General features: G+C 37.8%; 9 protein-coding genes. All 9 read right to left on the bottom strand.

The window, feature by feature from the left end:
* Nucleotides 1-41: 41 nt before the first annotated feature.
* Nucleotides 42-2,630, bottom strand: a complete 2,589-nt coding sequence (locus HPS56_RS02460; RefSeq protein WP_172273349.1) for a trypsin-like serine peptidase — start codon at nucleotides 2,628-2,630, stop codon at nucleotides 42-44.
* Between the two features lie 4 nt (nucleotides 2,631-2,634).
* Nucleotides 2,635-3,630, bottom strand: a complete 996-nt coding sequence (locus HPS56_RS02455) for a hypothetical protein (RefSeq protein WP_172273346.1) — start codon at nucleotides 3,628-3,630, stop codon at nucleotides 2,635-2,637.
* Nucleotides 3,631-3,638: 8 nt separating this feature from the next.
* Complete coding sequence (locus HPS56_RS02450) at nucleotides 3,639-4,451, bottom strand: hypothetical protein (RefSeq protein ID WP_172273343.1); 813 nt, start codon at nucleotides 4,449-4,451, stop codon at nucleotides 3,639-3,641.
* Nucleotides 4,452-4,482: 31 nt separating this feature from the next.
* Complete coding sequence (locus HPS56_RS02445) at nucleotides 4,483-6,972, bottom strand: hypothetical protein (protein ID WP_172273340.1); 2,490 nt, start codon at nucleotides 6,970-6,972, stop codon at nucleotides 4,483-4,485.
* 17 nt (nucleotides 6,973-6,989) lie between these two features.
* Nucleotides 6,990-8,591 (bottom strand): hypothetical protein, encoded by a 1,602-nt coding sequence (locus HPS56_RS02440; RefSeq protein WP_172273337.1) that lies wholly within the window; start codon nucleotides 8,589-8,591, stop codon nucleotides 6,990-6,992.
* A gap of 270 nt (nucleotides 8,592-8,861) precedes the next feature.
* The gene (locus HPS56_RS02435; RefSeq protein ID WP_172273334.1) at nucleotides 8,862-9,815 is read right to left on the bottom strand and encodes a hypothetical protein; all 954 of its coding nucleotides are present in this window, start codon (nucleotides 9,813-9,815) and stop codon (nucleotides 8,862-8,864) included.
* Between the two features lie 27 nt (nucleotides 9,816-9,842).
* Nucleotides 9,843-10,235 (bottom strand): hypothetical protein, encoded by a 393-nt coding sequence (locus HPS56_RS02430; RefSeq protein WP_172273331.1) that lies wholly within the window; start codon nucleotides 10,233-10,235, stop codon nucleotides 9,843-9,845.
* 66 nt (nucleotides 10,236-10,301) lie between these two features.
* Entirely contained in the window at nucleotides 10,302-12,617 is a 2,316-nt protein-coding gene (locus HPS56_RS02425) for a S8 family serine peptidase (RefSeq protein ID WP_172273328.1), read from the bottom strand.
* 4 nt (nucleotides 12,618-12,621) lie between these two features.
* Nucleotides 12,622-15,540: a virulence factor SrfC family protein gene (locus HPS56_RS02420; protein WP_172273325.1), complete on the bottom strand. Its 2,919-nt coding sequence runs from the start codon at nucleotides 15,538-15,540 to the stop codon at nucleotides 12,622-12,624.
* Nucleotides 15,541-15,554: the final 14 nt, after the last annotated feature.

Genomic DNA, 15,554 nt, shown 5'->3' with positions numbered 1-15,554 from the left:
GCAGCGAATAGAAATAAAATAAACTTTTTCATATAATTCTTTTATTTTTTATCATGTTTACTTTCGTAGTCATCAAGAATTTCCCTAAGGTATTTTGCTCTTATTCCAAAATTAAATCCTTGCTTTATACTTACACCACTATTGTTTACTGCAACGAGTTCTCCCTTTTCGTTTATTACTGGAGAACCACTGCTACCTCCTAATGTGCTTGCATTATAAGTTACACGGAAAGGATCATCATTTTGGATGACCACACCAGGTTGTGGCTGTGGATGAATACCTCCTTTTATATTTGCGAGACTAGGTCCAGCATTATATCCAAGTACTGTAATTTTATATTCTCCAAGAGGAACATCACTATCTAAAATATCTTCTTTTGGAATAGTAAATACATGAAAGTCTTGAGGTAGATCTTTGGAGTCCTTCAGTTTTATTAAGGCAACATCCTTTTCTGAATAACTTTCAGTCTCTGCTTGAGCGACTTTTGTACATCCCTTAAAATCCTCTTTTGAATACGGATTTTCAATTATTGTATTTACAAAAGCGACAGAAATATCACAATGGGGAGTAGGGGAATAATTACCTAATTGAATAATTTGATCGAGAATATCTATTTGTTCCTGTACTTCGTCAAGTTCTTTCGCAGTTTCAATGTATTTATCTCTTGCAGGACCTGGCTGAAGTGTTGCAAGTGTACCTAACTGGTTAAGAACATTGTTCAATTCGTTCTTTTTATGTTCATATTCTTGCTTGTTTTTTATAAAAATTTGCTTCAGCATATTTTCTACACCCTTTGGAGGAATAGGAGCTGCTACATGTCTATTTGTCGCAATTAGTCCATCTTTTGAAACAATAAAACCAGTACCCCATCCAACTCTTGCTTCAAGAGGAATTTCTTCTAAGTGCATGGACAAGGCTGTTATTTCATTTTCATTAATATCATAGGTGAAATAATATCGTAATTCTTCCTGACCTTTTTTGATTTTATTGTCGAAACCAAGATCTATAGAATAATATTCTTCACTTCTAATGAGCACTATGCCTTTTTCCATTTTTGCAATAGTAGGATTCTTGTATGTAAACCTGTCATACAATTCCTTACCACCCCATGCCAAAAGCACTAGTAATGGGATAAGTGCTAACCATTTCCAATTAAAACCTTTTCCGTCACCACCAGGTTTCTTGTCTTGCAATTGGATAGTGTATTCTGTGTTATCAGGTGAATACTTTAGGTTCGATTTTATCTGTCCTTTTCCCTTTATAGTTAGATTGACAGGAATGTCACCAGCAACAAAAACGTCACCGGGGAATTCTGCTCGTCCATCATCGGCTGTAATCTGCTGACATGGAGTGTCACCTATTGCCAAATCTACAGTAGCCTTTGGTATAGGGTTGCCGGACTTATCTAAGACGGTAATACCCACTTTTGCCTTTTCAGCACGTTTGATATGGAAATGATATGGTGTTTTTGCCTCAGCCTGAGTGATATTGTACTCTTCGGTATTTGCGTAGTTTGCTGTGTCAATGACAATGAATTTTTGTCCTTCCTGCATGGTTGGGAGTTGAACAACACCGTCCATACCTGAATTGAAGATGGAATCTTGACCATTGACTACTACTTTAACATTGTAGTCCTGAACGGCATTTCCATTTTGATCTTCTACAAATAGAACAGGAGAATACTTAATGAGTTTTTTGATATAGGCATCGTATATGTCAACGCCAGGTATTACCTCAAAACTTCTTTCAACGTGACCTTGCAGATTAGGAAATTCCACAGAGAAAGTTTCTCCGTAAGAAAGTTCTCCTATATTGGCAACACCATCATCAGTGGTTGATAAGTTCATATCACCCAAAGAACTTCTTACGATAACAGGTTCACCTTTAACTCCACTGTTGTTCTGGTCAAGTACTTTTACAGAAACCTTTTGTCTCTTGACTTCGTGTTTTGGTTGCTCTTTTGACTTTCCTGTAGATTGTGTGGACGCACTTGTTGTTTGGGTATCAGAAGAGGAACTTGAAGTACCAGAATTATCCGGGTTGGTAGTTACACGTTTTTCTGTTGTTCCATATTCTGGTTTCTCTGTTGTTCCAGCACCAGCTGCAGCGCCCATGCCTTTTAGAATTTCTGTTATTGATGGTTTGCCAGAGTCTGTTGTTTTTTTCTCCTCTGGAAACTCTAATTCGTGCGAAATACGCTTAATGAATCCGCTGTTAGGAACAGTGGCATTCTGATGAATGAAACGGCATCCCCAACCTGTCAACACGAATTTATATCCACCGGTTGGCAAAACTCTGTAAAATACGAAACTGTTGTCAGGAATTTCTAATATGTCATCCACATACTTCGACAACTCGGAATCGGCCATCATTTCTTTACGTACAGCAGCAACCTCGCTTGATAAAGCATTTGAGAGGTTGTTTGCTTCACCCTTTGGAGCCTGATCAAGGCTAATGTACTCTGCGTCATCTTCTGAATACCACGTAGTACCAGTAGATTTGGTTGTAATGTCGGCAAATAAAGAAGCTTTACTGCCGAGTAGCATCTTAAGACGCGAGTAAACATTATTGTAATTCAAGTTCAATTTGAAACTCAAATCACTATTTTTAATTTTTATGAGTTGCTTCATAATATTATTGGTTTTTTAATGCTTCCTCGATTAGGGACTTTATACTTTTTCGTGCATCAGCATTTCCGTTTAGATATTTTTCAAATTCGTCTTTTGTATAGTTAAATTTGTACACGTATTCCGTTTCTTTATTATCTTCTAAATACTTTCTCAGTTGATTTATATCTACGGAGCTATCATCTTCCCATTTGCTACTTGTAGCATCAGTTCCGAATGAAGGAGGATTGTCGATAATACCAAATAGCCGTTGGAGTTCTTTAGTCGCATAACGATAGTCGTTAACTCTTATGATTTCTTCTTCTAATTCAGATTTGTGCTTATCTAAAATATTAGCCTGTACGGTAGAAATTCTTGCAAGCAAATCTTTTATATGATTCCTATTATATATTTGGTACTGTATTTCAAAAAGGCCGATGACATAAGTATAAGCATCCCTTTTGGGATTATTATATCTACTCATCTCCCTTTTTACTTCATTACGATGTTCGTATATTTCAGCCAACGTGTACTGAGAAAGATAGTTATCTAAATAATTGGCTCCACGAACATCTCTCAAAGGTTCTGAATATGGGTTTTCTACATCCTCTTTTCGAATGTTACCATTATTCTCTGTCTCAATCGGATTTTCTTCCCTTATAATTGGGATTTGATTGTGAACCGGAGAACTTACTTCAGTTGTTGGAGTTACTGTTGATTTAGGTTGGGTTGAACCAAGCGAATCTCTTAGTTCTTTCAATTTATCATAAAATCGTTTATTTTTGGCATCGTTACTATTTATTTCTTTAGTAATATTGATAACCAAGTTCATAACTCGAGTCTTAGGCTCTGCTTTCATGTTCAGTTCTTTGTCATGCTTCTTTATATAATCTATCTCTTCTAAAAGACGTTTACTAAGTGTCTCATAATGACTCAAACTTGTTTTAAAGTTATCAACTTGAAGATCTTGACCATTTGCATTAATGCAAAAAACGGACAAAACAAATAATATTATATTTTTCATATTCATTTTTAGTGATTACCATTTAAAAAATTGTATAATTTTGAGGTTGCAGCTTGATTAGTCGAGATTGTCTTAAATCTCTCATAGTCTTTATCTGCCTGTTCAAGAGCCTGCCATTCAGAAGAAGCTTTCTTGATTTTGTAGAAATTGGCTTCTACACATTTTTCAAGATTCATATAATATTCTGACTCAGCCCGACTCAAATTAGATGCAAGATTATCTATCTTTGCTCTGATTGTAGGATTGTTGCTGAAATGCGATTTGTAATACTTCATATTCTGGATACGTCCTTTCATTGACTCTGCTGTTCCTGCACTAAATTTTTTCAGAGGATTTGAATACGATGCTTTAGAACTGAAAGAGCAGCAAGCAAGTATAGTTTTATATTCATAGAACATACTTAATCCTTGTGTGAGATTACTGTTGCTGCCTGCTTTTAAACCTTCAAGAAATTTTAATGAAGCTTCCAAAGTAGTTATTTTGTTGGCAGGATAAGATGTCTGTTTAAACATCTTATCTGCACTTTCAAATAGAGACTTGCAAGATTCTGTATAAAGAAACAAACAAAGAGAATTTTTCTCTCCAATTTGTAGATTTCCATCTTTTGCAAATGTATTTATCTTGCTTTCGAGATTCTTGTATGATTGCTGATTCCACTTGCCGTCTTTGCAAAGATCAATGATCTCTGTTTCGAACTTCTTTGCAATACTTGATTGTACACCAGCTTTACTACCTTCACCTCTGCTATTAGTAATGAACAGTAACAAAGATACAGCACCAACAATAACAAGTGCTATGAATAACAATTTTATATACTTCATATGAATATTTGATGTTTTCTATTTATCATTATTAGAATTTAGAATCAACATATTTTTTAAACTCAGCTATGGAATTAAATGAGTATCCTTTTGTTTCTAGCTGTATTGTTAATGAATTTCTCTGCCCAAAAGCAAGTACAATGGCAGATGATTGTTCATTTGAAAGATCTGTAACGCGAGGTCGTTGTGCACCATGTTTATCATTAATCCATCTCTTTACTTCTTTCAAAGCATCAATTCTTTGTTTTACAGTCTTTCCATCGGATAGTTTTTGTTCTGCAAAACGTTCATATTTCTGTATGTTATCCCAATTAAAATCTACGCTTGATAAATCTTCAGGTTCTATGATGTCGTTGGGTGTTGGAAGAGTTGATACTTCTCGTTTAATATCAATATTTTGACATATCTGTTTCAAGAGATTTTTTATGTCATTAGCTTCTATTTTTTGTATGTTTTCCAAGAATTCAGCCTTATCTTTATCTTTTGCAAATCCTCCTTTATTTTTAATTTCAGTTAACTTTTCAAAGTAACCAAGCTGCGACATGAAAATTTTCAAATTCACCCCAATTGTATCCATAAGGTTTTTATTTTCTTTTTTCTCAATATGAATATTTTGATCAACGAGATTGATACTATCCTTACCATACACATATTCGACTCTTATTATAAAATCCTCACAAGCATTGTTAATGTTTGTATTGGTGAATTTCTGTAGATACAGAGTCTCATTCTTACCCTTCATACTGGTCTCTGTGATAGAGTACTTGTCTTTGTCTAATTCCGCATTACTATCTTTTTTTAGGAAACTAATGATTAGAGGTAACTGTTTTTTTTGAGTATCAGTCAATGTATCTCTTTTTGATTCATCATCTGTATTATCGTAATAACAGATATAGGCTCCATAAGCATGACGTTCTATGCCCTTTTCACCTTCATTTTTGTTGTCATTTTTACCTTGATTCTTCAATACTAAATATCCAGTTCCTCCAAGAATACATAAGAGAGGAACAATTATCATTGTTAGTTTCTTGTAACTTAACTTTCTATTGTGGGAAGTTGTGTGGTCTGATGTTTCTCCTCCTGTTAAAGAAATACTATAATTATCATGTCTGCTATCCTTTTTTTGAACTGCAACGGTATGATTGCTGCTATATATGGATGTGGATGCTTGAGGAGTATTAATATTAGTTTTTTGTTCCTCCATTTTTGGCATCACCCATTTACCATTTACAATGCGAATTGGTTGTTGTGGTGCACAATAGGTGTCAGAGGTAATGTAAAACTCCCAATCTAATACAGATCCAGAAAGATGTACGGTTTTTCTATCTGCAACCTCAACCGACTCGGTTTGTCCATTGAGTTTGTTAATGAAAACTACATTTTTTCTAATATCGTATGGCCTATCAAAGTTCATCGAAAGGGCAAAGCCTTGTTCCACATAAACTTTCAAGTCTTGATTATTGCCAATGCGAGAAAGATCAAGAATCTCGCTTCTCTTGCTGATTGTGTAGCTCGAATTATCAGAGACAATTTTTTTAGAAACATATATTTCAGATCCTCTGAATGTAAATGTATCTGATGATATTGGAAGTTTTGCACCATCAATAACTACCGATGGCTGAACTGCATCAATGGAGACTGGCGCACCTGTGTTCTTATCAAGGAAGATAAAGTTTACCGTTTTTTCTTCCTTTTCGAAATTATACGAAATCTCCACAACATCATTTGGCATCATACGAGCAGTGATTCTTGGCTCCAACAAATGTTCAACGGCATCTTTATAAGAGCCCTGAATAGGGAACGGTTTTTCACCAGCCTGCGCCTGATACTTGTATATAGGCGAGGTCAATTTTACACGACCGGGAAGTGTCGCACCATTATTTTTGATATGAATACTGTAGAGGATTACTTCTTCTGGCTCTTCGTCAATTCCTGCAGGAGCGCTTTGGGCGATAATAATAAGATTATGATCATTGTAATTCTCGCGACAAGGTGTGTCCAGATATTTAGGAATATCCGTCTCTTGTGCTTTTACATAGCCGACCTTCTTCATAGAGGAAGGGTTAAGATTAACCTCCCTCATATTCATTGGCTTTAATCTGTAATTGTCAAGAATCTCAGAGTAGTAATCTTGACCAAGAACCACAGGATTCTGATTGATCATTCCATCCTGGAAGTTCTTTTCAAAGAATTTGTCACAGACCTTGTTGAGAAGAGAATAAACTGCTCCAATAGAGGAACCACTATTAGGCACAATGATCTGATTTCTTGGAATCAGCAGAGTTACGACAAGTTCGCCCGGTCTTCTGAATGAATCGAGTATGCGCGTATATAGACTGATAGCAATATATCTTTGTGCGAATGTTATGGAGTAAGCTTTCTCATTATCTCCAAGGAAGCTTATATGATTGTGGTTGTCAAGGTCTATTTTATCTGTTCCCAGAAGCTCTTTGGCTGCTGGAGAAGTGAAAAATCTACCAAAACCTGTCAGATTTCCTGAAATTAATAAACTTATATTCATTATTGTATTGAAAAAGATTAACTATTAAACCATTCCTTTAAACGCTCTCCCCATGTTTTCTGACGGACAGCTGTTGTGTTTGCCTGAATTACACGAAGGATCTTGAGAGAATCTGTTTCATCGAATGTATAAACATCGCCAGGCATAAACTTTCCTACGCAGAATGGAAACAAACCGACCTGGAATCCTGTAGCTTTGTTGATGTCATAAGTCTCACATATCTTTTTAATGCGTGACATTACTGCTTTATATCCCTGCTGAGTGAGTCTGTCTTCGATTACATGAGCATCAGCGTATTCTCCAAGTGTATCACTCTTAGTAAGAATGATATGGATAGCAGTAACCTTCTTCATCAGTTTGTCATTCTTCGCAAGAAGTGATGCCACACAGTTAAGGACGTTGTCCTGCTTAATCAACTGTTCGCTGCCATCATCCATTACCACATACTTCTCATTGGTTGGGTCAATAACAAAGAATAGAACTTTGTTATTGTCATTTTGCAACAAACCCGCTGCACCAGGACCAAGATCCTCAAGACTTGTAGCGTTCTGCATGAATGCAAAATCACGAGTTTTCTCACCACCCATTTCAATAATTGAAATATTATGGCTGTTATGTTCCTCATCATCTATGGTACAGTCAATAACCTGTATGAAAGTCTGGTCGGTCTTTGGAGGCAACATGCTTGAACGAGCATAGTTGCATAACTCTGTAGCGTATGGACCACCGCCACCTTCACCTCTTGGATCGAAGTCAAAGCCAAGCTGACCGCTAAGACTCATCAATCCTGCAAGAACACAAGTCTTACCGGAACCAGGAACTCCAAAGAAGTAAATATCCGTATTACCTTCCTGGCTGTGTGGATTTTCAAGACTTGATACAGGAAGTGCTCGTTGTTCATCCCACAGGTGAGGATAACGCATGATATGGTTGTAACCCTTGTCTGTAAGTATATAGCTCTTTGTCACAAGGTCATCGTACGTAAGTGTCTTGCTGTTGATATACTCAAACATGTCTTCACGTTTGTAGTTGAATGGGAAGCGCTTGATGTCTGTCAGCAAGTCACCCTTCATCTGTTTGATACGCTCATCAGCTTCTTCGCGGTAACGACAGGAAGGATATTGACTTATGAAACTTACATAATCCTTTATTGTATCGCTTTCCTTGGCTTTATACCATGCTTCACGAGAAGCAATGTTTTCTTGAGTCCATTGTAATAACTCTGATGCCTTGTCAATATAATCCTTTGCGGTCTTACTGGAATTTCTTGCATACTTCTGGATGAATGCATTAATTTCTGTTACACGCTTATAGTCATCATCGATTGCTTTCAGATTGTTGAAATCCTCAACAATTGTTCCATTTGCGATAATTTCAATCTTGTTACGTGCATCATCAAGCTCATTACTATCAAAGTTCCCACCTCTACGATTGATGAAGTTCTCTATGTATTCCCATTTGTTAACAAAGTCGTTAATGGCGTTTACGTCAGTTGAGTTTGACAATTTATCCCATTCATCTTGGACCTCTAATTTTGCCAGTTTTGCCAACTTAACTTTTGCATCACCAAGGTATGTATCAGAGAATAATCCCTGCTCAATCTTAGAAATATAATCCATCAAGCTGCTCATTGAGTTCTGACTTGCTTCCCAGATTTTCTCCTTTGCCTGATCGTTGAAAGCCTGCTCTAAGCGGTCAATTTGCTTATAGTTAACGCCTCTTAGTCCTTCAATAGTTATACCAGACATTGGATTAAGGCAAAATCCCAAAAGCTGGTCAAAGGGCATGGCGTTACATCTTAAATATACGGCATTTATCTGTTGGGGAGTCAATTCATATTCTTCCATAATAATCTAATATAGATATAAAGTTTGACAATAAAATCGAAATTAATGGATAATGAATCCACCTGTTCCTGTAATTGAAGAACTGTCACCAGCTGCAATTGGCTTTACTGTTGGATTGGGAGCTGTTATGAACTTGACAAAACCTAAAAATCCAAGTACAAGCATAATAAGCAAACCACCAACAGAAAAAACAGGTAACGACTTGAAAATTTCTGCAATATTTGAATCAATTGCAAATTGAGCGGCATTGAACTCTGGGATATCCTTCTCAGTTGAGTTCTTACTCTTCTCATACAAATTCTGAAGCTCGTTAGAGAATTTCTCCTGTACATTCCCTAAATCAGATGCATATTGAGAAACAGACATGATGTTCCAGTTGTTGAAATTCTCTGTGCATCCCTGAACCAAGGCGTCTTTCTCTGCCTCTAATGCTTGATAGTCATTTCCCTTAAGTTTATAAAGGAAACTTTCTGTAGCCTGATTAATCGCTGTCTGGTTCACATCTTCCACGCTCTTAAGACCAAGCAGTGATACAAGTTTAAACTTTCCTTCCAGACTACTGGAATATGCCTTCAACTGGTAACCGTATGCATTAGCACGAGCATCACAATTCTTAGCATAACTGTCAAACATCTTGTTGATTGCTGACACATTTGCATCTACTTTCTTTACGATTTCATCCTGTCCGAACTGAATTTCACAGAATTTGGCAGAGAAGATGTAACATGGAATCAATGCTACAATGTAAAGTCCTACCATGGCAAGTTTTACCTTGCTCCAGTTCTCCTGATTCCTGTTCTGTGACTTGGCGAATGCTGCGAAGAACACAAATACAGTCATAAGGACTGCAAGAAGAACTGCTACAATGACACTTGGAATTTTGTTACCCAAGGTCATGAAATTCATTCCGAAGAATACTACGATTCCGAGGAAAACGATGGAGATAAATGAAATAATGTCTCCAATAGGCAAATTGTCTGAATTTTGTTTAGCCATAATTTATTTTTTATTTGTTATTTATTTCTATTTAACTCTTACAAGATTGAAACTTACTGAATTTTCTGAACTTGTTGCATTGCAAACAAGATTGCCTTTTCGGTCTGCGCTACATATATATTTATATGCAAGAAATGAATCCTGTCCACCTCGTGCTGGTGAAAGTTGAATAATATAAATCTTGTTATTTTTGATACTTGCCTTTAATGGCGCAGTATATCTTGAACTTTTATTCACGATAATCAGAGTTCCTTTCAACTTTTTGAACTCCATATACAACTCTATAGGTGTGTTATCGGAAACAGACACCAAACTGGTTGTGGATTTCCAAAGTCCGTCTAATCCGTGATTATCTTTTACAGCTTTGTCATACTTTAATGTGTCAGCAGGTATCCCCGCATCAGGACATAAAGCTACCAAACTATCAATTTTTGCTTGCAGTCGCTTTACTTCTTCTGCAATTTCCTCACATTCGGCAGGAGCATTCTAACCATTTGCTCGCATTACAGTTTTTTTTAGGTTCAGCATAGGACCAATAGAACTTCCTACATTCTTGCCTGTTTCCTGCATGAATTTCACAGCTTGCTCTAAGGTAATATTCCTATCAATACTCTTCATCAATGCAACTGCGCCTGTAACAATAGGAGCTGCCATACTAGTGCCTTGCATGTTCGTGTATTTTCCATGAGGTGCTGCACTGAATATTTCCACACCAGGTGCTGAAATTGTGGAATATATCCTGTTCAGATTAGGGTAAACACCATAATTGCTGAATTTTGCCTTTGTTTGTTCTGTGTTTACAGCGGAAACTCGAATAGATTCATTACTACGTTTTTTGGGATCGATTCCAGATATAACGTTGTCATTGCCGGCAGCAAGAACAATAATACAATTGCGTTGCTTTGCTTTCTCGAAAATCTTTGCCCACATAAGTTCCTCTTGTTTCATGGAGCTACTTATATAGTTTAATTGCTGACCTTCTGACATTTCCTTGACGGTATCTGAAGTGTACATGCCTAATGACACGTTCACCACATCTGCTCCCTGATTAATGGCATATAATACTCCTTCAATGATAGCCTGATTACTCATGCATCCTTCTGGATTGTCATTTCCAACCTGAACAGGCATCAACTTACATTTTGGAGCAATTCCCATAAGTCCTTGACCATTATTACAATTACCTACGGCTGTTGCTGCAACATGAGTACCATGAGCATCCTCTCCGTCTTTTGTCAATATAGGACGGAGGTTTGCATTTTGGGTTAACACGTTAAATGGTCGAATAATCTTTCCTTGAAATTCAGGATGGGTTGTATCAAAACCATTGTCAACAACTGCTACGATAACATCAGGATCTCCTAACGTGAGATTCCATGCATCTATAGCTTCAATAGCGTTGAGATACCATGCATGTGCTTCATTAGACAACTCCGGGTCGTTGAACGAAACTGCCTCGGTATTAAAAACCGTTTCGTCGAACACATCAAATGAGAATCCACTTAGTTTTTGTTTTATCTCCTTTTTTATCTGTTCGCGTTCTGCTGATGGAACTTTGATCTGAAGATTATAGAATTCTTCATTATAGTAGAAGATTTCGTAATTTTCGCCACTGTATTCCTTCTTAAAGGCTTTTGCCCATTCCAACATAGTGTTATCATTCTCTTTTTCAAGCATGATATTCAAACGGTCTGTAGCAATCTGCGTCATTCCGTCTGCACTCATTCCTACAGCACCACTTTCAATAGGTAGAATCCTTGGATTTTCTGGCAAAGGATTATAGAAAGGATTGATTTGAGAAATCGGACCTTGACAACCTTTGCAGAAAAAGAGAACTGCAAAAAGTAACAATAGCAACAGCAAAACCCACCAGATCTTACGGAAGAAGAACTTTAATCCTTGCCATAATCCACTAAAGAATGACTTCCAATTATATTCGTCCTCTTTTTTAGTGTTCTTGGCATTTTTGCCAGTATCTTTGTTATCATAATTCTCTTTATCCTGTATAGATGCTTCAGGTTTCTCAGGATTTTCTTTCTTTTCTTCTTCCTTTTTCTCCGTAGGTTTTGGAATCTCCACTTTATCAGCCTGTACAATAGGTGGAGGTGTCACAATCTGTGGAGATACAGGTTGAACAGTTTCTTTTGGAGCGCTTTCTACAGGAATTTCATGTTCAACAACAGGAATTTCTTCCGTTACAGGAGATGGGGCAGAAACAGGAGGGACAGAAATAACGGGCTCCACGTTTACCTCAGGTTCATTGCCCCTTGGCTCTTCCTTGATGTTCGGTTTTTCAAGAACTTGTGGCACTGGTTGGAAATTCCCCCAATTGCCAACAAATTTTCCACTACGATAGATGCTACCTGAATCAAGGTCTGGTCTTCTTGGAATAAGTCCCCAGTTGACAACTACGATGTTGCCGTCACCGCAATATACAGAACGTTCGTCAATATAAGAAATGGCTTTTGAGAGAAGTTCGCTTAATGCTACACCTCCGTCTTCTGTTTTTAATGACTCAATAATTGCCTCAATTGCATTTATTCGTTCCTTAAGGGCATAAGAATACCTGTCCTTGAGCTCTCCTTTGATGTCGCATAGCAATGACGGACGGCTGGAAAAAACGTCTGTTGCCCAGACAATCTCAGTTTGGGTACGCATCCTTGGATTTGCCAGAAAGTCATCGTATGGAAAATCTCCTCGGGATGCCAACATGCCTTGTATGCCCTCGTAATAGTCTATCACAATGACAGACTTTACTTTTGGCATTACAAAGTCTTTTATCGACGAACGATGTATATCCATAATATCAAGCAAGTTCTTTATATGAATTGAGCAGGATTCCCAACTGCCGGTTTGCTTCTATATCATAATTTGGCACATTGTATGAAGCGATGAATGATATCAGAAGCAAATCAATCCACTTGTTGTAGTTGATAAACGATGGTAGAGATGTAAGCATTGTGTTCTCTTCTGTAGGCCGAATGTCATCGAACAAGTCTGAAAGCTCTTCATTTGACATCGGAACCTTATCTGCCATACCATAATCAAATGACAGATGGAGGTTGTTCTTTTCATTGATAAGTTTGAGGTCTGCAATCTTTTCAGGTGAGTAGTAGTTGTAACCGAATGTTACCACGAACTCATTGATAATCTCTGCCGTAGTATCGGCGATCATATCCAAAATCTGGTGAGGAACATTGATTGCGTCAACGAATGGGCTGATAGTCTTTGCTATGATACCAATGAGATTGGTTGTATCAACAACAGCCTTGATGTTTTCAATCATGTCAAGAACAATAAGGGTGTTACAACCTTCTGCTTCATAAAACTTCAGGTTTTTCTGAGCTTTTACATCTTCTATCCACTTAACAATGATGCCTTCTGCCAACTGCTCTGAATTGCTCTTCTGCTTAAAGTTGCATTCAAACAGTTTTTCAAGAGAGACACCTTTGACATTCTCAAAGAATTCCTTGCAATCCAAAACTGTTGGATAGTGGTACTCTTGTCGAAGTATTTCAAGATTATCCTCGTATAAGTTTGAAGCCGAGATTCTGCCATGGCAACGTGAAAGAATCAAGTCGTACTCTTTCATATCACGTTCAACTATCATCTTGGTGTTATTCAACTGATTATAGTAGAAGTCAAATACGTAGTTTTCGCTTACCTGAAGGTTCTGAATCATTCTTCCGAAGAAGTAGTTGTCTTTACCACATACAACATCGAACTCTGCAACGATAGCACCACTGCGTGAAATTGCTTTCTGGAGAACATTTTCATCATTTTCGTCATGGTAGTATTCAACCATTAGTTGCAATGTCTGAGCATGAAGTCCTTTAACCTCAGAAATGTACTTGTACAAACGACTTTCCTTTGCATTGGCAGCAACAATTCCAAGATTCTCGATGATTCGTGTAGCACCATCGTTATTCATAGTAGCTGCTGCATCCCAAGCAAGTTCAGGATCTTCAAAGAAAGTGTTTACATATGGGCTGGTAATAAAGCTTTGACGAAGTTGCTGATGGAATGTGGTGTCAATCTCTGTTGTCTCAACTCCGCTTGTTTCAAAACCTTCAAATAGGCGATTGCCATTGATGCCAGACCACTTGTAGTCACGCAGAAGATAGGTGTTCTTGAAACCACCTCGTTCTGTCCAGTTCTTGAACCAACTTAAACTGTCTGCCTGAAGTACCTGTTCGTAAAGTACCTTCTGGTATCTGTCCTCCCAACGCTTCTCAATCTGATCGTCACCACCGCTCTGTACAGAATGACTCATATCCATATTGAACTTTGTAGCAATCATGAAGAGTGGTGATACGATACTCTTGTCAAGGAAGGCTGTGCGTTCACGAACGGACGCACCCATGTTCTGCTTTATCCACTGCTCCACGAGTCCTGGCATTACAGTAGGACCATTCTGCATGTGGTCATGGCAAAGCATCAAAACGTTGATAAGTCTTTCATCACTATATTTATTAAAAAGGTAACGAACCTTACCACGGAGCATCATCTTATTATTGAGCTCAATCTTAATCTGTTCTTCCTGAAGTTCAAGGGCAGCACGAGCACCAGGGAAGTCGAATATGTCAACAGTATTAAGGAACTCTTTACTAACCTTCTTATTCCAACCTTTAGACAACAATCTCTGCCGGTTTCCGTCATCAAGTATGCCTTCTGTATTATAGATAAGCTCCTCTGCGATAGTTTCCTCAGGAATCTGGAATACAATTTCAGCCGCAATTGAAGAAAGTACGCTCTTTGAGAACCCTCCTACAGCCTTCTTGTCTTCAGTAAGAAGGTCTGTACCCATATTTGGATCCACATTACCTGTTGTAGGTGATGCAACATCCAGTTTCTGAAGGCAGAGAGAACTCATCAAAGTTGTGGTGGTATTCAAGAGCGCAGAAATAGGAATATATACCTTCTTTGAGAATCCAAGAGTTTCGTAGCCCTGAAGCATTCTTATAAACAAACTTGTAATGTCGGAATTGTCGTACCAAAGTTTTGACATCAACTGTGGCCATTCGCGTGGCTGTATATGTGGAATAATACGAGCAAGAACATCAAAATAACGAGAATCAAGAAGTTCCTTGGCCTTTGTGATACCAATATGTTCCTCTACATACTCACGAACATTCATAATATCGTCTTCGTCAAGAACATCCTGTACATTAGGCGAACCTTTGTAACGACGTTCCTGAGCAATCATGAACTCGTCAATGTCCTCACGGTCGATAACAGAATGCGACTTAACATCATTATATGCGGTGTCACAGAGAATCTGAAGCATGTCTGCAATAGAAAGCACCTTTACCATAATAGGGAAGCTATCATTCGGCACCTCGTATGTCTTTGTAAAACGAGTAGCCACACCTGTTGCCTCTGTGTCACGTGTAATAGGGTTGAGTTGTTCTACAAAGTTGTATGTCTCACCCGTTTTAGGGTCGTTGACCATAAACTGCTGACCCTTACGGGCAAGCAGTGAACTTATCACATAACTCTTACCCTTCTGGCTCTCACCAAATGCAGCAATAGCAGGATTGCTTTCAAGAGAAAAGCGAAGTCTCTTCAACTGCCTACGAACATTAACCAACTTCTTGAACGTTTCTTCACGGCGACTTTGCTGCAGATGACTATCTGCCCAACTTATGAAGTTGTTGATGGAACTAATCTGGTTTGTTACATTCTGTATCAGTTCCTGATTTTTTGTTTCGATTATATCATTCATCGTTATATTCCTTA

The sequence above is a fragment of the Xylanibacter muris genome (assembly GCF_013166605.1).
GTDB lineage: Bacteria > Bacteroidota > Bacteroidia > Bacteroidales > Bacteroidaceae > Prevotella > Prevotella muris.
Note: the sequence above shows the minus strand (reverse complement) of the source record. Positions and strands in the feature narration are given on the sequence as shown.